Raw genomic sequence first — 18,164 nt, 5'->3', positions numbered from 1 at the left:
TGAAATTTCGGACTGCGTGTTACAACATGATGTAACAAAAGACTGATGAGCAGGGTTGAAACGGGGTTACTATGCGGCTGATTTGCCCGAATTGCGATGCGCAATATGAGGTCGACGATGCAGTGATCCCCGCCGAGGGACGTGATGTCCAGTGCTCGAACTGCGGCAATACATGGTTTCAGCCCGGCCCCGGCGCCGAGGAACCGCCCGCGACCGCCCCGATCGAAGATGAGTTCGAGGACGAATTCGAAGCCGAACCCGAGGCCGAAGCCGAGATCGAAGAGGCGTTCGAAGACGAACCCGAAGATCAGGACGATGACCAGTTCGACGATGCGTTCGACGACGATGGCGACGAGGTCGAACCGGATGAGTTCGAAGCCGCTTTGACCGCCGAGCTGGAACAGGAATTCGAAGACGGTGGCGAAGACACGCCCGCCCCCAAACGCAAGGCGCTGGATGACAGCATCCTCGAAGTTCTGCGCGAAGAGGCTGAGCGCGAAACTCAGGCCCGCCGCGCCGAAATCATGGGCGGCGACCCGTTGGAGTTTCAGGCCGATCTTGGGCTTGATGAATCCGCTGCCACGACCAGCGCCGCCGCCGGTTTGAAAGAGCGCGTCGCCCGGCTGCGCGGGATTTCGCCCGAGGCCGAAAAGCCCTCGAAACCCGGTGCCCGGCGCGATCTGCTGCCGGATATCGAAGAAATCAACTCGACCCTGCGCGCCACGTCCGAGCGCAAGGCCAGTGGCATCAGCGAGGCCGTTCTGGAAAACGATCCGCTGCCCCGGCGGCGCGGCGGCTTTGGTTTGGGATTTGGCATCGTGGTCTTGGCCGGGGCGCTGTTGGCGGCGGTCTATCTGACCGCGCCGAAAATCGCCACGCTGTATCCCGGCGCGGCCCCGGCGCTTAGCAATTATGTGGCGGTGGTGAACGATCTGCGCGGCGGGTTGAACCACGCGGTGACCCGGGTGATGACGAATGCCACCGGCCTGCTGCAAAAAGGCACCGGCAGCTGACCTAGAACAGGTCCAGCAGGCGTTTCAGGTAATCCAGTTCGGCCTCGGGGCGCGTGCGGTCCAATGCGCGGCGGCGGATTTCGTCCATCAGTTCCAACGCCCGTTCCTGATCTCGGGCCTCGTGGCGGCGACCGCTGCGCGTGTCGCCCTCGTCGGCACCGTTTCCGCCATTGCGACCCAGCGGATCGCGGCGCCCGCCCTGATCGCCCTGCCCGTTCTCGGCCCCTTGCGCGCCCTGCTGCTGTTGCCGTTGTGCCTGCGCCCGGTCCATGGCACCCATGCCGTTGCGCAGGGCGTCGATTGCCTCGGCCTGATCGTCCAGCGCGCCGGCCAGATCGTCATTGCGCAGGCGGTCTTCGGCGCGGTCCATCGCACGCCCGGCCTGATCCAGCGATTCGCGCAGGGCCTTGCCCTCTTCACCGCCCAAGCCCGGCATCGCGCGCTGCAATTCCTGCAACTGATCGCGCAGCGCCTCTTGCCGATCCGCCAGATCGCCGCCCGGACGCTGGGCATCGCCCTCTTGCCCCGGCGCGGGCGTGCCATCGGGGTCAAAGCGGCGTTGCAGATCGCCGAACGCGTCGTCGGACAGGTCTTGCTGATCGCGCAGCGTTTCCTGCAACCCCTCGCGCGCGCCATTGCCCTGACCATCGCCATTCTGGCCGTCGCCCTGAGTAACGCGCATGTTCTGCATCATCTGCGCCAGTTCCTGCATCAACTGCTGCGCCTCGGCCATCCGGCCTTGTTCCATCAGGTCCTGAATCCGCGCCAGCATCTGTTCCAACTGATCGGCGGACAGGGTCTGCGCGTTCGGATCGTTTTCGGAAAACTGCTGATCGTCGCCCTGCTGTTGTTCGGCCAATTGTTGCAGATAGTCCTGCATCGCCTCGCGCAATTCCTGCATCAGCGCGGCGATCTCATCCTTGTTGGCACCGTTCTTCATCGCTTCGGACAGACGGTCCTGCGCGCGGTCCAGACGGGCGCGGGCGTCGTTCAGATCGCCCAGTTCCAGCTCAAGCGCCAGATCCCACAGCGCCAGCGCCAGTTCATCGCGGGTCTGATCGCCCAGCCCGTCCGGCAACCCGGCCTCAAGCTGGCGAATGGCAGCGCGCAATTTCAGATAGGCGCTGGAGGGGATATCCAGACTGTCGGGCCGGGCGCTGATCGCGCGCAGAACCTGCGCCACCCGGCGGCCATTGTCGCGGGTCCACAGCAGATCGCGACGCTGTTCAATGATGGCATTTGCCAGCGGGTCAAAGAACCGGCGACCCGGCAGGATCATATCCTCGGCTGGCGAAAGGCCCGCCTGCCCGCGCGCGTCGCGGACCTCAAGCGTCACGGTCACCGGCAGCCCGGCCCAGGCATGCTGGCTGAGGTTGTCGATCAGGAAATCCTCGAAATCGGTCCGGTCCGCCCGCAAGGGGCGCGGCAGATCCAGAACCAGCGACTCGCGCGGGTCCGGGGTCGCAGCCAAGCCATGATCACGGCTGACCTGCGCAAGGTTCAGCGTAATCACCGCGTGGCCGCCGGTGATGCCGTAATCGTCGCTGGCGGCAAAGGGCAGCTCCATCTTACCCTCGGCGTCGCGGGTGGCCAGACCGGTGATCGTCACCTTGGGCGGCAGGTCGGGATGCATCAATATCTGCCAATCGCGCCCGCCCGGCCCCTGCACCGACAAGCGGCCCGAGCGTTCCAACTCGAAACTGTTTCCCGCCGCCGGATCGTCGGACGGCGCGGCCTTGGCCACGTCCTGAGACAAGCCCAGCCGCTTGCTGTCGCCATAGAACCGCAGGGTCAGGCGGGTGCCCTCGGGCAGGCTGAGTGCGCCAGACGGGACGTCGTTCAGATACAGCGTCGGCAGCGCGGTGTAGCTGGGCGGCTCGGCCCAGCCTTCCCATGCCGGGCCACCGGCCACCGCCGTGCCCATGCCGCCCGGCAGAACCGAGACCGACCCTATTTGCGCCACCGACCCGAACAGCCCTGCCGCGATCAGCCCGGTCAGCGCGACATAGCGCAGGCCCAGCGCGTCATAGCGCGACAGGCGCAGATCGGCGGGCACCGGGCGCGCCTGTCTGACGCGCGCCGCCATGCGGGCCAGATGCGCCTGCCACACCGCTTGCGAGGCCGGGTCCGAGGCCCCGATGGCCTGAGCATCAGCCAGCGTTGCAATGGGGCGGCCTTTCAGCGTGTGATCCAGACGGGCTTCGACCTCGGACCGGGTCGGCCAACGGAACCGCCGCGCGCCCTGAAACGCTGTCACCAGCGCCACGATCAGCGCCAGCGCGGCAACTGCCTGAACCACCCATAACGGCACTGCGTTCTGAACCCCCAGCGCCGCCAGCGCCACAGCGGCGCACAGCACCGACCACAGCGGCCAGAACGCGCGGATTAGGCGCTCGGCCAGCATTCCCCAGCGCGTCAGGCGCAGCGGTCGGGCCAGATCAGCGCGGGCCTTGGATCGCAGGGCAGTCAGATCGGTCATATATCCATCCGGCGCAGAAAACCTGCGTGTAACGGAATGGTATAGCGGAAACCCGGCACGTCAAAGCCATACGAACCGGCGATGACGGGCGTTTGATCGCCCGCGCGGATTACAGCCAGTCCGGCACGCTGTCGCGGGCGATGATCTGTTCATAGGTCGGCCGCGCACGGATCACCGCGAACTGATCGTCCTTGACCAGAACCTCGGGAATCAGCGGCCGGGTGTTGTATTCCGAGGCCATCACCGCGCCATACGCCCCGGCCGAGCGGAAGGCGATCAGATCACCCTCGGCCATGGCCGTCAGGTTGCGTTGCTTGGCAAAGGTGTCGCCGGTCTCGCAAACCGGGCCGACCACGTCAAAGGGCGATTGCTCGGCCCCCGGCGCCGGCTCGATCACCGGCACGATGTCGTGATGGGCAGAATACATCGCCGGGCGGACCAGATCGTTCATTGCCGCATCGACAATGACGAATTCGCGGCCCTCGCCGGATTTCACATAGATCACCTCGGTCACCAGAATACCGGCGTTGCCCGCGATCAGGCGGCCGGGTTCGATTTCAATCTCGCAGCCCAGATCGGCCAGTTCATGCCGGACCATGGCACCATATTCGACCGGCAGCGGCGGCGCGGCATTCGAGCGCTCGTAGGGGATGCCCAGACCGCCGCCCAGATCCAGCCGGATGATATCATGCCCCTGTGCGCGCAGGGTGCGGGTCAGATCGGCCACCTTGCGATAGGCCTGCCGGAAGGGCTCAAGATCGGTCAGCTGGCTGCCGATATGCACGTCGATGCCAACGGCGCGCAGGCCGGGCAGCGTGGCGATCTCGGCATAGACCTCGGGCGCGCGGGCGATCGGGATGCCGAACTTGTTCTCGGATTTGCCGGTGGCGATCTTTTCATGGGTCTTGGCGTCGACATCCGGGTTCACCCGCACGGTGACCGGCGCCACAACGCCCAACTCCAACGCGATCTGGTTCAGGCGGCGCATTTCCGGTTCGGATTCCAGATTGAACTGGCGAATGCCGCCCAGCAGCGCGGTGCGCATTTCCTCGCGGGTCTTGCCGACGCCGGAAAACACGATCTTGTCGCCGTCAAACCCGGCGGCCTTGGCGCGGGCATATTCCCCGCCCGAGACCACATCCACCCCGGCCCCCAATGACGCCATCAGCGTCAGAACCGCTTGGTTCGAGTTGGCCTTCATGGCGAAACAGATCAGGTGATCCATGCCCATCAACGCCTCGTCGAACAGCCGGAAATGCCGGGTCAGCGTCGCGGTGGAATAGACATAGAACGGCGTGCCGACAGCGGCGGCAATGTCGGTGACGGGAACGTCCTCGGCGCAGAGAACGCCATTATGATACAGGAAATGATCCATCAGGTGATCGGCCTTGTCCGAAGAAACAGATACAGCGGCAACCCGCAGGAGACGCCAAGGAAAAACGATACCGGAATGGCGATCAGCGCCAGCCAGTTCTTGCGCACGCGGGTTTCGGCGATGATCCAGACCGTCAGCGCGATGACCGCGATGGTCAGATCCCACATCAGCCCCGAACTGGCCGCGTTCGCCTGCCATGCGTCGATCAGTTTGCCCGCGCCAAAGCCGTTCTCGCCGAACCACACGATGAAATGGCTCATCGGATGGATCGCGCCCCACAGCGCAAGCCCCAGATAGATCAGACGCAAAAGCGACATCAGAGCGCCACCTCGCCCCGCGACACGGGACGTTCCGGCGGGCCATCGACACCGCAAGCGGCCAGCGCCAGCAGCGCCATCAAAGCAGCGGCCAGTTTCATGCCAGTTTCTCCTGCCAGCGGGTGATCTGCGCCCGGACCTGAGCCGGGGCGGTGCCGCCATAGGACATGCGACTGGCGACCGAGTTCTGCACGCCCAGCACGCCGAACACCTCGTCAGTGATCGCGTCATGGACCGATTGCATATCGGCCAGCGTCAGGTCGGGCAGGTCACAGCCCTTGGCCTCGGCCATCGCCACCAGCGCGCCGGTGACATGGTGGGCCTGACGGAACGGCATGTTCAGCGCCCGCACCAGCCAGTCGGCCAGATCGGTCGCGGTGCTGAAGCCCGAGCCAGCGGCGGCTTCAAGGCTGGGACGGTTGGCGGTCATGTCCTTGACCATGCCTTCCATCGCGGCCAGCGCCAGCATCAGGTTGTCGGCGGCATCGAACACCTGTTCCTTGTCTTCCTGCATGTCCTTGGAATAGGCCAGCGGCAGCCCCTTCATCACCATCATCAGCGCCACGTTCGAGCCGAAAATCCGGCCAACCTTGGCACGGATCAACTCGGCCGCGTCGGGGTTCTTTTTCTGCGGCATGATCGACGACCCGGTCGAGAACCGGTCCGACAGCGTGACAAAGCGGAACTGGGCCGAAGACCAGATCACCAGCTCTTCGGCAAAGCGCGACAGGTGCATGGCGCAGATCGACGCGGCGGCAAGGAATTCCAGCGCGAAATCGCGGTCGGACACGGCATCAAGGCTGTTGGCGGTCGGGCGGTCAAAACCCAGCGCCTTGGCCGTCATATGCCGGTCGATCGGAAACGACGTGCCCGCCAGCGCCGCCGAACCCAGAGGCGATTCATTCATCCGCACCCGCGCATCGGCAAAGCGCGACATGTCGCGGCCGAACATTTCGACATAGGCCATCATGTGATGACCCCATGTCACCGGTTGCGCGGTTTGCAGATGGGTAAAGCCCGGCATCACCCAATCGGCCCCGGCCTCGGCCTGGGTCAGCAGCGCGCGGATCAATGCTTCAAGCCCGCCGATGGCGGCGTCGATCTGATCGCGCACCCACAGGCGGAAATCGGTCGCCACCTGATCATTGCGCGACCGGGCGGTGTGCAGACGGCCCGCCGGTTCGCCGATGATTTCCTTCAGCCGGGCCTCGACATTCATGTGAATGTCTTCCAGCGCGGTCGAAAACGCGAAATTCCCGGTCTCGATCTCTGACAAGACCGTGAGCAGGCCTTCCCGGATCGCCACAGCATCGCTATCGGTAATGATACCCTGTGCGGCCAACATGGCGGCATGGGCACGAGAGCCCTGAATGTCCTGAGACGCCATCCGTTTGTCGTAGCCGATCGAGGCGTTGATCGCCTCCATGATGGCGTCGGGTCCGGCGGCAAAGCGGCCGCCCCACATGGCGTTCGAGCTGTCGTTAGTCATCTGTCTGCCCTCGGAGGGAAAATGCGCTGGTTCTGGTTTATCGTCCTCTACACGGCCCTTGCCTTGGGTGCAAATACTGCCATGGCGGATTTGACCGCGGTCGAGGGGCTGCGCGACGGGTCGATGAAGAAGCTAAGCCTGCATCGCGCCCCGGTCGAAGTGCCCGAGGCGGTGCTTCTGGGCATGGACGACGCGCCGCACAGCTTGGCCGAATTTCAGGGGCGTTATGTGCTGTTGAACTTCTGGGCGACATGGTGCGCGCCGTGCCGCAAGGAAATGCCGGGGCTGGCAGCGTTGCAGACCGATCAGGGCGATGAGGATTTTCAGGTCGTCACCGTGGCCGTGGGCCGTAACCCGGTGCCGATGATCCAGAAATTCATGGCCGAAATCGGGGTCGAGAACCTGACCCTGCTGCGCGATCCGAAACAGCAATTCGCCCGCGACATGGCGGTTCTGGGTCTGCCGATCAGCGTGATTTTGGACCGCGACGGTCAGGAGATCGGCCGCCTGCACGGCGATGCCGAATGGGACAGCGACAGCGCCAAGGCGATCATCGCTGCCCTCAAGGCACGGTAAACGGGCCTCAGACCAGACCGGTGGTCTGATCGACACCCATCATCAGGTTCAGGTTCTGCACGGCGGCACCCGAGGCGCCTTTGCCAAGGTTGTCCAAAACCGCGACCAGCACCGCCTGCCCTTTGGCGGCATCGCCGCACACCCGCAGTTCCAGCATATTGGTGTCGTTCAGCGCCTGCGCCTGAATGCGCCCCTGTTCGGCGTCCAGCGGCAGAACCTTCACAAAGGTCGACCCGGTGTAATGCGCCGCAAGCGCCGCATGCAGATCGGCCAGCGATGGCGTGCGCGGCAGCGTCGTCAGATGCAGCGGGATCTGAACGATCATGCCTTGGGCGAAATTTCCGACCGACGGCACGAAAATCGGCGCGCCATCCAGCAGGCTGTATTGCTGCATCTCGGGCAGGTGCTTGTGCGCCTGCGAGGTGGCATAGACAAAGCCGCCCGATTCCTGACCGGTCTCGAACTCCGCGATCATCGCCTTGCCGCCGCCGGTATAGCCGCTGACGGCGTTGACGCTGACGGGCAGACCTGCGGGCAGCAGCCCGGCCTCGCGCAGCGGCCTAAGCAGGCCGATGGCCCCGGTCGGATAACAACCCGGATTGGCGACATAGCGGGCGTTGGCGATGGCCTCGGCCTGACCGGCGGTCATTTCGGCAAAGCCATAAACCCAGCCCTCGGCAACCCGGTGCGCGGTCGAGGCATCCAACAGCCGGGTTTCAGTGCCCTGCACCATCTCATACGCCTCTTTCGAGGCCGCATCCGGCAGGCACAGAATCGCGATATCGGCCGCGCGCAACGCCTCTTTCCGGGCGGCGGGATCCTTGCGCTCGGACTCGCCCAGCCGGATCAGGGAGATGTCGCTGCGCGTATCCAGCCGCGCCGCGATTTGCAGGCCGGTCGTGCCGACCTCGCCGTCGATGAAAATCTTCTGGGTCATGGGCATATCCTTGTCACAGGCGGCGGACATAGCCCGTTGCGCCGGTTTTTTCTAGCCCTTTGCCAACGCGACACAGCGATCATGTGCCGGACATGTGACAAGGTGATCGTTCACCATGCCCACCGCCTGCATGAAGGCATAAACGATGGTCGGGCCGCAGAATTTGAACCCGGCTTTCTTCAGATCCTTCGAGATTTGCCGCGACAGCGCGGTCTCGGCCGGAATTTGCGCCATGCTGTCCCAAAGATTGCGGATCGGCGCGCCGCCGACATAGTCCCATAAAAAGCGGTCAAACCCCTGTTCGGCCTCGATCCGCTGCCATGCTTGCGCATTGCCGATCGTCGCCTCGATCTTGCCCCGGTGCCGCACGATGCCCGGATCGGCCAGCAGGCGCGCGATCTCGGCCTCGCCCCAGTCGGCGATGACATTGGGGTCGAAACCGTGAAAGGCCGCGCGAAAATTCTCGCGCTTTTTCAGGATGGTGATCCAGCTTAGCCCGGCCTGAAACCCGTCGAGAATCAGCTTTTCCCACAAGGCGCGGCTGTCATATTCCGGCACGCCCCATTCGGTGTCGTGATAGGAAATATAAATCGGGTCCTCCCCGCACCAATCACAGCGATCTGCCATAAAAACCTCCACACTTTCAACACCTTATCAATTTGAAATGAGTTTTAGCACAATTAGCACAAAATGCGAACATTAAGCGGTTGTTAGGAGGTAAGGCAGCATTGTGGTCGCAGGTTATGGAAAGGGGCGGCATGAAATTTTCCATGGAACAGGGCGAGCCGGCGATCATGGGTGTCGATGACAGCCCGCTTGGCGCGGCGGTGACGGCGCGCGACCATGATGTGATCGCGATGGTGCAAAACGCGCTGAAACGCGGCGATGTCATGCTGGCCTTTCAACCCGTCGTTCCCGCCAACGGCGCCGCCCAACCGGCGTTTTACGAGGGGTTGATTCGGGTTCTGGACCCGTCAGGGCGGGTGATTCCAGCCCGTGACTTCATCACCGTGGTCGAAACCAGCGAAACCGGACGCGAAATCGATTGTGCGGCGCTGCGGCTGGGCCTGCGGGAATTGGTCGCGACCCCGGACCTGCGCCTTGCCATCAACATGTCGGCGCGGTCGATCGGTTATCCGCGCTGGAACCGCATCCTGAACAACACGCTGTCCGGCAACCCGACCGTGGCCGAGCGGCTGATCCTTGAGATCACCGAAAGCTCGGCGATGATCATGCCCGACCTCGTCACCGTGTTCATGCGCGACCTGCAAAAAAAGGGCATCGCCTTTGCGCTGGACGATTTCGGCGCCGGGTTTACATCGTTCAGATATTTACGGGAATTCTATTTCGACATCCTGAAAATCGACGGCCAGTTCATCCGCGGTGTCTGTGACAACGCGGATAATCAGGTGCTGACCGCCGCGCTGATCGCGATCGGACAGCATTTCGATATGTTCACCGTGGCCGAAAGCGTCGAATGCGCCGAGGACGCCGAATTCCTGCAATCCGCCGGGATCGATTGCATGCAGGGCTATTACTTTGCCGCGCCCAGCATTCACCCCCATTGGCGCCAGCAAAGTCCGCTTAAGAAGCGCGCATGATTTAGCCACTTAGTGCAATCGCGGCATAATATTGTTGCGCGCGGTTTTCAGACCCCTTACCAGTTTAGCACCCAGCGGGGGCGACCCGGCCCGATGACCGGCGTGAGAGTTTCGCCCCCCCTGACCAATCGGGGAGAGGACCAAACCCATGACCAATGTAGTGATCGTATCAGCCGCGCGGACACCTGTCGGCAGCTTCAACGGCTCTTTTGCGAACACCCCCGCCCATGATCTGGGCGCCGCCGTTCTTGAAGCCATCGTCGCCCGCGCCGGAATCGACAAATCCGAAGTGTCCGAGACCATTCTGGGTCAGGTTCTGACCGCCGGTCAGGGCCAGAACCCCGCGCGTCAGGCACATATTAACGCTGGCCTGCCGATCGAAGCCGCCGCATGGAGCCTGAACCAGGTTTGTGGGTCGGGCCTGCGCGCTGTTGCGCTGGGTGCGCAGCACATCCAACTGGGCGACGCCGATATCGTCGCCGCTGGCGGCCAGGAAAGCATGTCGCTCAGCCCCCATGTCGCGCACCTGCGTGCCGGCCAAAAAATGGGCGACATGAAATTCATCGACTCGATGATCCGCGACGGTCTGTGGGATGCCTTCAACGGCTATCACATGGGTCAAACCGCCGAGAACGTCGCTCAGCAGTGGCAGATCAGCCGCGAGATGCAGGACGAACTGGCGCTGGCCTCGCAAAACAAAGCCGAAGCCGCCCAGAAGGCCGGTAAATTCGTCGAAGAAATCGCCGCCTTCACCGTGAAGACCCGCAAGGGCGACATCATCGTCGATCAGGACGAATATATCCGCCACGGTGCGACGCTGGAAAGCATGCAGAAACTGCGCCCCGCCTTTACCAAAGATGGTTCGGTCACCGCCGGCAACGCGTCGGGCCTGAACGATGGCGCCGCTGCCGTTCTGCTGATGAGCGCCGATGAAGCCGAAAAGCGCGGTCTGGAACCGATCGCCCGCATCGCCTCGTATGCGACCGCCGGTCTGGACCCGTCGATCATGGGCGTCGGCCCGATCTACGCCTCGCGCAAGGCTCTGGCCAAAGCGGGCTGGTCGGCCAGCGATCTGGATCTGGTCGAAGCCAACGAAGCCTTCGCCGCGCAAGCCTGCGCCGTGAACAAGGACATGGGCTGGGATCCCGAGATCGTCAACGTGAACGGCGGCGCCATCGCCATCGGTCACCCGATCGGCGCCTCGGGCTGCCGCATCCTGAACACCCTGCTGTTCGAGATGAAGCGCCGCGACGCGAAAAAAGGTCTGGCAACGCTGTGCATCGGCGGCGGCATGGGCGTGGCCATGTGCCTCGAACGTCCGTAATCGGATCGCCAGAACACGAAATGAAAGGGGCGCAGCGATGCGCCCCTTTTTTTGCCGACCGGCGATGTTCCGAAAAATGACCGAGTTACACAAAAATATACGCAATATTGTTGCGCCACGCGGCGCCAACGAGTAACAGAGTTACCAACGAATTCAGCCAAATTGGAGGATACCATGGCAAGAGTTGCACTCGTCACCGGCGGTTCGCGCGGCATCGGCGAAGCTATTTCCAAAGCCCTGAAAGCTGAGGGCTATGAAGTCGCTGCCACCTATGCGGGCAATGACGAGAAGGCCGCTGCCTTCACTGCCGAAACCGGCATCAAGACTTACAAATGGGACGTGGCCGATTACGATGCTTCGGCTGCCGGGATTGCTCAGGTCGAAGCCGACCTCGGCCCGATCGACGTGGTCGTCGCCAACGCTGGTATCACCTGGGACGGGTTCTTTCACAAGATGACCCCCGAACAGTGGAACAAGGTCATCGCGACCAACCTGACCGGCGTGTTCAACACCGTGCGCCCCGTGTGGCCCGGCATGCGCGAGCGCAAGTTCGGCCGCGTCATCGTGATCAGCTCGGTCAACGGCCAAAAAGGTCAGGCTGGCCAGGTTAACTATGCCGCCACCAAGGCCGGCGACATCGGCATCGTCCGCAGCCTGGCTCAGGAAGGCGCCCGCGCCGGCATCACCGCCAACGCTGTTTGCCCCGGCTATATCGGCACCGAAATGGTCCGCGCGATCCCCGAGGAAGTTCTGAACAAGAACATCATCCCGCAGATCCCCACTGGTCGTCTGGGCGAGCCGGAAGAAATCGCGCGCTGCGTGGTGTTCCTGGCCTCGGACGATGCGGGCTTTATCAACGGCTCGACGATTTCGGCCAACGGTGGTCAGTTCTTCGGCTAATGCCAAGACAATGAACGTTGGAAAGGCCAGCCCGCTGCGGCTGGCCTTTTCTTTTGCGCCGCGCGGATGTATCGCCGCGACATGACCCGGCAGCGCGCGACATCAATCGGATTTCTGGCCATCCTCTTGTGGGCGCTTTTGGCGCTGTTCACAGTGGGCAGCGCCCCGGTTCCGCCCCTGCAACTGAACACGGTCTGTTTCGGCATCGGTGGCGCGATCGGACTGATCTGGACCCGGCACAGCGGCGGCCTGTCGGAATTGCGGCGGATCAGTTGGCGGGTCTATGCCTTTGGCACGGCCGGGCTGTTCGGCTATCACGCGCTGTATTTTTCGGCCCTGCGGCTGGCTCCCGCCGCCGAGGCCGGGTTGATCGCCTATCTCTGGCCGCTGCTGATCGTGCTGTTTTCGGGCCTGTTGCCCGGTGAGACGCTGAAACGCGGGCATCTGGCCGGGGCAGCGATCGGGTTTGCCGGGGCGGCGCTGATCGTGCTGCGCGGGGCGCAGGGGTTCCAAACCACCGCCCTGCCCGGCTATGGGCTGGCGTTTCTCTGTGCGCTGACATGGTCCGGCTATTCGATTCTGTCGCGCCGATTGGGCAGCGTGCCGACCGCATCGGTCGCGGTGTTCTGTCTGGCGACGGCGGCGCTATCGTTGCCGCTGCATCTGATGTTCGAGGATACGGCCTGGCCCGCCACGTCATTGGGATGGGCCGCAATGCTGGCCTTGGGCGCGGGGCCGGTCGGGCTGGCGTTCTATGTGTGGGATATCGGGGTCAAGCGCGGTGACATACAGCTGTTGGGGGTCGCAAGCTATGCGGCGCCGCTGTTGTCTACGTTGGTGTTGGTCGCGACGGGAATTGCCGACGCGACCAGAACGATTGCAATTTCTGCCCTGCTTATCACCGCAGGGGCAACGCTGGCCGCGCGCGCCAGCGCCGCAAAGACTCAGCCCTGCGAAAGGCGCTGAATTTCCTCTTTCAGACGAAGCTTTTGCTTCTTGAGTTCGGCGATCCGGAGGTCATCAAAGCCGGGGCTTCGCTGTGCTTGCTCGACCCGTTCCGAGAGGGTCTCGTGTTTCCGGCGGAGTTCCTGCAAATGCGAACTCATGGTCATGTTCAATCTCCTCTCTGTTGACATCTGATGGTTACATAGCAGCACAGAATTTGAGTCGTGTCACGCCGCAGTGCAAGAATAATTTGAAACAATGTTCCTCAGCGCGGCAATCCGCCGCAACAATGTTATATCGCCCAGCCGATTGGCGCATTTTTCCGCAATGCAGCGCGAATTTCGGGCGTATAGCTTTCGCGGTCGCCATCATGCTTGTCGCCGCTATGCAGGACCACCGGCGGCAATAGCCGGAACGCGGCGCGACCACCTTTAACTGCCCGTAACAAAACAAGTTTCGCCTGGCGGCCGACGCGCGGGGCAAGCGGCAAAACCTCGACCGAACCCACACGTTTATCCAGCGCCGACAGCATCTCGGGCAGGCGTTCTGCGCGCTGGATCATCGTCAGCGCCCCTTTTGGCGTCAGTCTGCGAACAGCGATGTCGATCCAGTCGATCAGCGGGGTTTCGCCACCCAGCGCCACCTCGCGTCCGGTGTCGGTTGCGGCGGTGCCGCGCGCCCGCAGGAAATACGGCGGATTCGCGATGACATGGTCGAAACTCTGCGCCCTCAGATCATCCGGAAGGGCGCGCAGATCGGCCTGAACGACCGATATTTGAACGCCGTTCTCATCGGCGTTTCGCCGCGCCAGATCAGCATAATCGGGCTGTAATTCGACGCCAGTCAGCGACAGGTCAGGCACCCGCGCCCCAAGGCACAGCGACGCCACCCCGACACCGCATCCCAGTTCCAGCACCCGCTGTCCGGGCCGCGCCGGAACCGCCGCCGCCAGCAGCACCGGATCGACCCCGGCGCGATAGCCATCGCGGGGCTGCCAAACCGACAGGCGACCGCCGATAAACTGATCGCAGGTCAGTTCCATTCAGCGGATCTCGGGCAGGGGAATGTTATTGTCATGCAGCACGATCCGCGCCCGGCCAAGATCGCCATCCCGCACCATCAGCCGCCGGGGCAAAATACCCAGCGATCCTTCGAGGACGCTCATGTGGACATCCATCGGAAAGCAGTCTATCCCCTCCCCTTGGAGGAGCGCGGTCGCAAAGGCCACGAGTGTCGGATCATTTGTTCGCATCAGCTCTTTCATAGGTTGGACTTAAGGGCACGGGCCCGCATTTGTCGAGAGAAGTGACGAGAGCGTGATGGGTCTGGATACCGCCGCAACAAAACCGCATGAGCGTCTAAGCAATCACCTGGCCCCCGAGATGGAGGCGGTCAACGCCCTGATCCGTGACCGGATGGCGTCGAAACACGCGCCCCGCATTCCCGAAGTCACCGCCCATCTGGTCGAGGCCGGCGGCAAACGCCTGCGCCCGCTGCTGACCTTGGCGGCGGCGCGGATGTGTGGCTATGACGGCCCCTATCATGTGCATCTGGCCGCGACGGTCGAATTCATTCACACCGCGACGCTGTTGCATGACGACGTGGTCGATGAAAGCGCCCAGCGGCGCGGGCGGCCGACGGCGAACCTGCTGTGGGACAACAAATCCAGCGTTCTGGTCGGCGATTACCTGTTCTCGCGGTCGTTCCAGTTGATGGTCGAAACCGGGTCGCTGCGGGTGCTGGACATTCTGGCCAATGCCTCGGCCACGATTGCCGAAGGCGAGGTTCTGCAACTGACCGCGGCGCAGGATCTGCGCACCGACGAAGACATCTATCTGCAAGTGGTGCGCGGCAAGACCGCGGCGTTGTTCTCGGCCGCGACCGAGGTCGGCGGCGTGATCGCTGGCGCGCCGGAAGATCAGGTTCAGGCGCTGTTCACCTATGGTGACGCGCTGGGGATCAGCTTTCAGATTGTTGACGATCTGCTGGATTACTGGGGCTCCGAGGCCACCGGCAAGAACATCGGTGACGATTTCCGCGAGCGCAAGCTGACCCTTCCGGTCATCAAGGCCGTGGCCCGCGCCGATGCCGAAGAACGCGCGTTCTGGGTGCGCACCATTGAGAAGGGCAGGCAACAGGACGGCGACCTTGAGATCGCGCTATCGCTGCTGAACAAGCATAACGCCTTGCAGGACACCCGCGCCGAGGCGCTGAGATGGGCGGACAAGGCCAAGACCGCGCTGGCGGTGCTGCCGGACGATCCTATCCGTCAGATGCTGTTGGATATCGCCGATTACGTGGTGGCGCGGGTCAACTAAGCCGGGCCGCCGCCGACCACCAGTCAGACCGGGTCATCGCCAGCAATTCCGCCGCATCCTGTGCCGCCTCTTCGGTGTCGAACAGCGCGAAACAGGTGGCGCCGGACCCGGACATGCGTGCCATCAGACTGCCCGGCAAGGTCTGAAGCGCGCCCAGAACATCCGCGATCACCGGTGACAGCGATATCGCGGCGGCCTCAAGATCGTTGCGCTGAGTTTTCAGCCACTTCACCAGCGACCGTGCATCGGCAAAGGCCGGAATCGTGGCGGGCATCGCCGGATTGATCCGCTGGCGCAGCGCCGCGAACACCTTGGGTGTCGGCACCGCAACGCGCGGATTGGCCAGAACCGCCCATAGCTCGGGCAAGGGCGGCACCGGGGTCAGGGTCTCGCCAATACCGGACATCCGGGTGGCGGTGGCGCGCAGGCAGACCGGCACATCCGCACCCAGCCGCAGCGCATCCTCGGGCACCGGCGTGCCGGTCAGGTCCGCGATCGCCCGCAACACCGCCGCCGCATCGGATGAGCCGCCGCCGATTCCGGCCGCAGCTGGCAGGTGTTTTTCAAGCGTGATTGCCAGCGGCGGCGCCTTGGCCAGCGCGGCGGCCCGCAGCACCAGATTGCTGTCATCGACCGGCACGCCCCGCGCCATCGGCCCGGTCACGATCAGGTCGGTCATGCCTGCAGGTTCAACCGTGATGCGGTCGCCGATATCGGCAAAGGCCACCAGACTGTCCAGCAAGTGATAACCATCATCCCGGCGACCGGTGACGTGCAGGGTCAGGTTGATCTTGGCCGGTGCGAAGGCCTTAGTCGCCATTGGCCACCGGGATCGGATCGGCGCCTTCTTCCTCAAGCACCTTGTCCAGACCAACGGCCAGCTTGCGGCGAATCCGATCAGGATCGACATCGGTCGGAATGTCTTCGAAGTCGATAAAGGACAGCGCCCGCTTCCATTGGAACTGTGCCTCGTTCCGGCGGCCCACGGCCCACAGAACATCGCCCAGATGATCATTCACCACCGGATCGACCGGCAGCAATTCCACCGCCCGTTCCATCGGTTCGACCGCCTCGGCAAAGCGCCCAAGCCGGTAATAGACCCAGCCCAGACTGTCGATGATATAGCCGCTGTCCGGCCGCGAGGCGGCGGCACGTTCGATCATGTCCAGAGCTTCATCCAGATTGATCTTTTGCTCAACATAGGAATAGCCAAGATAGTTCAGCACCCGCGCCTGATCCGGGTCCAGCGACAGCGCCATGCGGAAATCGGCCTCGGCCTCGGGCCAGTTGCCCAGCCGCTCGTTCGCGATGCCACGGGCATAATACACTACCCATTGCACGCGCTTGGGTTCGTCGAACAGCGCGACCGCCTTGTCATAGGCTTTCAGCGCGTCGGCGAATTGTTCCTGACGGCTGAACATGTCGCCCAGCGTGACATGGACGATGGCGATATTCGCCATGGTCTTGGACATCTGGGTCATCACTTCGATCGCGGCCTCGATGCGCCCGGCCTTTTCCAAGGTCTCGGCCCGGCCCAGTTCGGCAGCATAAAAGCCGGGATCGCCTGCGGGCACTTTCAGAAAGGTCGCAGTGGCCAGATCGTATTGTTCCTGCGATTCCAACAGCGACGCGCTAAGCAACAATGCGTCCACATGGGCAGGCCGCAGATATTCGGCAATGCGGCTGTAAAGCAGCGTGTAAGTATCGTTCGCCTCGCCCTTCAGGGCACCCGCGACGGTATAGAACACCTCGGCCGCACCATCGCGCCCGTCGCGGATCGTGGTAAAGGGAATGACATCGCCCGCGACCAGCCGCGCCCGCAGGTCCATCAGACCGGGGTCGATATCCAGACCGAAAACCTCGTCCAGAACCGCGATGGCGGTGTCGTTTTCTTCAAGCTGGCTCAGCACCTGAATTTCAGCCAGAACGCCGCGACGGGTCAGGCGCATGGCCCGGCCATCACCTTGGCCAAACAGGTCGCGCGCGCCTTCGAAATCGCCAGCCGCTGCCAGCGCCAGCGCCTTGTGATAGGCGCCGAACACGGCCAGCGCCGGTTCATTGGTGGCGGCATCAAAGGCGGCCAAAGCCTCGGTCATGCGGCCTTGGCCGAATTCAGCCCAAGCCACCAGCAGCCCGTCAACCAGCGGCCCGATGCTGCGCCCGTCCTTTATGTCCTGCAGGGCGGCGTCAAATTTTTCCTGTTGCAACACCTCGGCCAACAGCAACATGTCCGAGGCCTGATTGCCCAGTTCCAGTTGCTCCATGCGGCGGGCGATCACCAAGGCCTTGCCGACATCGCCCAAAGCGGTGAAGGATAGCAGCGCGCTTTCAAGCAGTTGGGGATTGGCCGGGTCGCGGATCAGCGCCTGCGCGTAATATTGCGCGGCGGCCTTGTAGTCGCTGTAGAAACTGGCGTGGCGGGCGGCCAGATAGGCCCCGGCGACGCTTTCCCTTGCCACCACCGGCGCGGCCGACAGGGTTGTCGCGGCCAAGACCACGGTTCCAAGGGTTCGGATGAAAAAAGCGCGCACGGCCAGCCTCCGGTTCGTCTGCCGTTTGAACCTAGCCCTGCCCGGCAGCCAAGGCAATGCGGGGCGGCCCGTTCGCCGCCCCGCCTCACGCATTGATTACATATTCGGATAGTTCGGGCCGTCACCGCCTTGGGGTGTTGTCCATGTGATGTTCTGGCTTGGGTCCTTGATATCGCAGGTTTTGCAATGCACGCAGTTCTGGAAGTTGATCTGGAACCGCGGGCCGTCCTCGCCTTCAAGCACCTCATAGACCCCGGCCGGGCAATAGCGTTGCGCCGGTTCGGCGTATTTCGGCAGGTTCACCTTGATCGGCACATCCGGGTCGCTCAGCCGCAGGTGGCAGGGCTGGCTTTCCTCGT

General features: G+C 63.3%; 20 protein-coding genes. 7 read left to right on the top strand and 13 right to left on the bottom strand.

From position 1 onward, the window contains the following. Positions 1–71: 71 nt before the first annotated feature. Positions 72–1,013: a zinc-ribbon domain-containing protein gene (locus tag ABYW26_RS00100; protein WP_372602622.1), complete on the top strand. Its 942-nt coding sequence runs from the start codon at positions 72–74 to the stop codon at positions 1,011–1,013. A gap of 1 nt (position 1,014) precedes the next feature. Here the strand turns inward: ABYW26_RS00100 and ABYW26_RS00095 are convergent, their stop codons facing one another. From ABYW26_RS00095 to argH, 5 genes are all read right to left on the bottom strand, one after another. Next, positions 1,015–3,492: a DUF4175 domain-containing protein gene (locus ABYW26_RS00095; RefSeq protein WP_372602621.1), complete on the bottom strand. Its 2,478-nt coding sequence runs from the start codon at positions 3,490–3,492 to the stop codon at positions 1,015–1,017. 109 nt (positions 3,493–3,601) lie between these two features. Beyond that, entirely contained in the window at positions 3,602–4,867 is a 1,266-nt protein-coding gene (gene lysA, locus ABYW26_RS00090) for a diaminopimelate decarboxylase (protein WP_372602620.1), read from the bottom strand. After that, entirely contained in the window at positions 4,867–5,184 is a 318-nt protein-coding gene (locus tag ABYW26_RS00085) for a DUF2834 domain-containing protein (RefSeq protein ID WP_372602619.1), read from the bottom strand. The genes lysA and ABYW26_RS00085 overlap by 1 nt, the downstream gene beginning before the upstream one ends. Further along, positions 5,184–5,285: a lipoprotein gene (locus tag ABYW26_RS00080; protein WP_372602618.1), complete on the bottom strand. Its 102-nt coding sequence runs from the start codon at positions 5,283–5,285 to the stop codon at positions 5,184–5,186. Before ABYW26_RS00080 ends, ABYW26_RS00085 begins: the two co-directional genes overlap by 1 nt. After that, entirely contained in the window at positions 5,282–6,673 is a 1,392-nt protein-coding gene (gene argH, locus ABYW26_RS00075; RefSeq protein WP_372602617.1) for an argininosuccinate lyase, read from the bottom strand. Before argH ends, ABYW26_RS00080 begins: the two co-directional genes overlap by 4 nt. Before the next feature lie 21 nt (positions 6,674–6,694). On the opposite strand from argH, the gene ABYW26_RS00070 reads away from it, so the two are divergent. Continuing rightward, positions 6,695–7,249 (top strand): TlpA disulfide reductase family protein, encoded by a 555-nt coding sequence (locus tag ABYW26_RS00070; protein ID WP_372602616.1) that lies wholly within the window; start codon positions 6,695–6,697, stop codon positions 7,247–7,249. Positions 7,250–7,256: 7 nt separating this feature from the next. On the opposite strand, the gene argC is transcribed toward ABYW26_RS00070, so the two are convergent. Both argC and ABYW26_RS00060 read right to left on the bottom strand, forming a co-directional pair. Next, positions 7,257–8,186, bottom strand: coding sequence for an N-acetyl-gamma-glutamyl-phosphate reductase (gene argC / locus ABYW26_RS00065; RefSeq protein ID WP_372602615.1), 930 nt, complete (start codon positions 8,184–8,186; stop codon positions 7,257–7,259). A 51-nt stretch (positions 8,187–8,237) separates the two neighbouring features. After that, the gene (locus tag ABYW26_RS00060; RefSeq protein WP_372602614.1) at positions 8,238–8,813 is read right to left on the bottom strand and encodes a DNA-3-methyladenine glycosylase I; all 576 of its coding nucleotides are present in this window, start codon (positions 8,811–8,813) and stop codon (positions 8,238–8,240) included. Positions 8,814–8,944: 131 nt separating this feature from the next. On the opposite strand from ABYW26_RS00060, the gene ABYW26_RS00055 reads away from it, so the two are divergent. From ABYW26_RS00055 to ABYW26_RS00040, 4 genes are all read left to right on the top strand, one after another. Continuing rightward, the gene (locus ABYW26_RS00055; RefSeq protein ID WP_372602613.1) at positions 8,945–9,787 is read left to right on the top strand and encodes an EAL domain-containing protein; all 843 of its coding nucleotides are present in this window, start codon (positions 8,945–8,947) and stop codon (positions 9,785–9,787) included. 148 nt (positions 9,788–9,935) lie between these two features. After that, positions 9,936–11,111, top strand: coding sequence for an acetyl-CoA C-acetyltransferase (locus tag ABYW26_RS00050; protein ID WP_372602612.1), 1,176 nt, complete (start codon positions 9,936–9,938; stop codon positions 11,109–11,111). Between the two features lie 174 nt (positions 11,112–11,285). Beyond that, complete coding sequence (gene phbB, locus ABYW26_RS00045) at positions 11,286–12,011, top strand: acetoacetyl-CoA reductase (RefSeq protein ID WP_372602611.1); 726 nt, start codon at positions 11,286–11,288, stop codon at positions 12,009–12,011. An 81-nt stretch (positions 12,012–12,092) separates the two neighbouring features. After that, complete coding sequence (locus tag ABYW26_RS00040) at positions 12,093–12,977, top strand: DMT family transporter (RefSeq protein WP_372602610.1); 885 nt, start codon at positions 12,093–12,095, stop codon at positions 12,975–12,977. On the opposite strand, the gene ABYW26_RS00035 is transcribed toward ABYW26_RS00040, so the two are convergent. The 3 genes from ABYW26_RS00035 to ABYW26_RS00025 all read right to left on the bottom strand — a co-directional run bounded on the left by ABYW26_RS00035 (position 12,956) and on the right by ABYW26_RS00025 (position 14,220). Then, complete coding sequence (locus tag ABYW26_RS00035) at positions 12,956–13,123, bottom strand: YdcH family protein (RefSeq protein WP_372602609.1); 168 nt, start codon at positions 13,121–13,123, stop codon at positions 12,956–12,958. The genes ABYW26_RS00040 and ABYW26_RS00035 overlap by 22 nt on opposite strands. 125 nt (positions 13,124–13,248) lie before the next feature. Continuing rightward, entirely contained in the window at positions 13,249–13,998 is a 750-nt protein-coding gene (locus ABYW26_RS00030) for a tRNA1(Val) (adenine(37)-N6)-methyltransferase (RefSeq protein ID WP_372602608.1), read from the bottom strand. Further along, on the bottom strand, positions 13,999–14,220 hold the full coding sequence (locus ABYW26_RS00025) for a DUF2007 domain-containing protein (RefSeq protein WP_372602607.1): 222 nt from the start codon (positions 14,218–14,220) through the stop codon (positions 13,999–14,001). Between the two features lie 55 nt (positions 14,221–14,275). Here ABYW26_RS00025 and ABYW26_RS00020 point away from each other — a divergent pair, with 55 nt between their 5' ends. Beyond that, on the top strand, positions 14,276–15,274 hold the full coding sequence (locus tag ABYW26_RS00020; protein WP_372602606.1) for a polyprenyl synthetase family protein: 999 nt from the start codon (positions 14,276–14,278) through the stop codon (positions 15,272–15,274). Here the strand turns inward: ABYW26_RS00020 and ABYW26_RS00015 are convergent. From ABYW26_RS00015 to ABYW26_RS00005, 3 genes are all read right to left on the bottom strand, one after another. Then, positions 15,267–16,094: a 4-(cytidine 5'-diphospho)-2-C-methyl-D-erythritol kinase gene (locus ABYW26_RS00015; RefSeq protein WP_372602605.1), complete on the bottom strand. Its 828-nt coding sequence runs from the start codon at positions 16,092–16,094 to the stop codon at positions 15,267–15,269. The genes ABYW26_RS00020 and ABYW26_RS00015 overlap by 8 nt on opposite strands. Then, positions 16,084–17,805, bottom strand: coding sequence for a tetratricopeptide repeat protein (locus ABYW26_RS00010; protein WP_372602604.1), 1,722 nt, complete (start codon positions 17,803–17,805; stop codon positions 16,084–16,086). Before ABYW26_RS00010 ends, ABYW26_RS00015 begins: the two co-directional genes overlap by 11 nt. Positions 17,806–17,901: 96 nt before the next feature. Beyond that, positions 17,902–18,164 (bottom strand): 4Fe-4S dicluster domain-containing protein (locus ABYW26_RS00005; protein ID WP_372602603.1); only part of this gene is annotated, 263 nt, incomplete at its 5' end.

Origin of the sequence: Actibacterium sp. (assembly GCF_041584535.1) — a bacterium.
In the GTDB taxonomy this organism is placed as follows: domain Bacteria; phylum Pseudomonadota; class Alphaproteobacteria; order Rhodobacterales; family Rhodobacteraceae; genus Actibacterium_D.
This window is presented reverse-complemented; position numbering and strand designations above follow the sequence as displayed.

Excerpts from the sequence above, each read along its gene's own strand:
- phbB (WP_372602611.1), top strand. The coding sequence starts at position 11,286 with ATGGCAAGAGTTGCACTCGTCACCGGCGGTTCGCGCGGCATCGGCGAA.
- ABYW26_RS00050 (WP_372602612.1), top strand. The coding sequence starts at position 9,936 with ATGACCAATGTAGTGATCGTATCAGCCGCGCGGACACCTGTCGGCAGC.
- ABYW26_RS00040 (WP_372602610.1), top strand. The coding sequence starts at position 12,093 with ATGACCCGGCAGCGCGCGACATCAATCGGATTTCTGGCCATCCTCTTG.
- ABYW26_RS00070 (WP_372602616.1), top strand. The coding sequence starts at position 6,695 with ATGCGCTGGTTCTGGTTTATCGTCCTCTACACGGCCCTTGCCTTGGGT.
- ABYW26_RS00080 (WP_372602618.1), bottom strand. The coding sequence starts at position 5,285 with ATGAAACTGGCCGCTGCTTTGATGGCGCTGCTGGCGCTGGCCGCTTGC.
- ABYW26_RS00025 (WP_372602607.1), bottom strand. The coding sequence starts at position 14,220 with ATGAAAGAGCTGATGCGAACAAATGATCCGACACTCGTGGCCTTTGCG.
- lysA (WP_372602620.1), bottom strand. The coding sequence starts at position 4,867 with ATGGATCATTTCCTGTATCATAATGGCGTTCTCTGCGCCGAGGACGTT.
- argH (WP_372602617.1), bottom strand. The coding sequence starts at position 6,673 with ATGACTAACGACAGCTCGAACGCCATGTGGGGCGGCCGCTTTGCCGCC.
- ABYW26_RS00015 (WP_372602605.1), bottom strand. The coding sequence starts at position 16,094 with ATGGCGACTAAGGCCTTCGCACCGGCCAAGATCAACCTGACCCTGCAC.
- ABYW26_RS00100 (WP_372602622.1), top strand. The coding sequence starts at position 72 with ATGCGGCTGATTTGCCCGAATTGCGATGCGCAATATGAGGTCGACGAT.
- ABYW26_RS00060 (WP_372602614.1), bottom strand. The coding sequence starts at position 8,813 with ATGGCAGATCGCTGTGATTGGTGCGGGGAGGACCCGATTTATATTTCC.
- ABYW26_RS00055 (WP_372602613.1), top strand. The coding sequence starts at position 8,945 with ATGAAATTTTCCATGGAACAGGGCGAGCCGGCGATCATGGGTGTCGAT.
- ABYW26_RS00085 (WP_372602619.1), bottom strand. The coding sequence starts at position 5,184 with ATGTCGCTTTTGCGTCTGATCTATCTGGGGCTTGCGCTGTGGGGCGCG.
- ABYW26_RS00035 (WP_372602609.1), bottom strand. The coding sequence starts at position 13,123 with ATGACCATGAGTTCGCATTTGCAGGAACTCCGCCGGAAACACGAGACC.
- ABYW26_RS00020 (WP_372602606.1), top strand. The coding sequence starts at position 14,276 with ATGGGTCTGGATACCGCCGCAACAAAACCGCATGAGCGTCTAAGCAAT.
- ABYW26_RS00030 (WP_372602608.1), bottom strand. The coding sequence starts at position 13,998 with ATGGAACTGACCTGCGATCAGTTTATCGGCGGTCGCCTGTCGGTTTGG.
- argC (WP_372602615.1), bottom strand. The coding sequence starts at position 8,186 with ATGACCCAGAAGATTTTCATCGACGGCGAGGTCGGCACGACCGGCCTG.
- ABYW26_RS00095 (WP_372602621.1), bottom strand. The coding sequence starts at position 3,492 with ATGACCGATCTGACTGCCCTGCGATCCAAGGCCCGCGCTGATCTGGCC.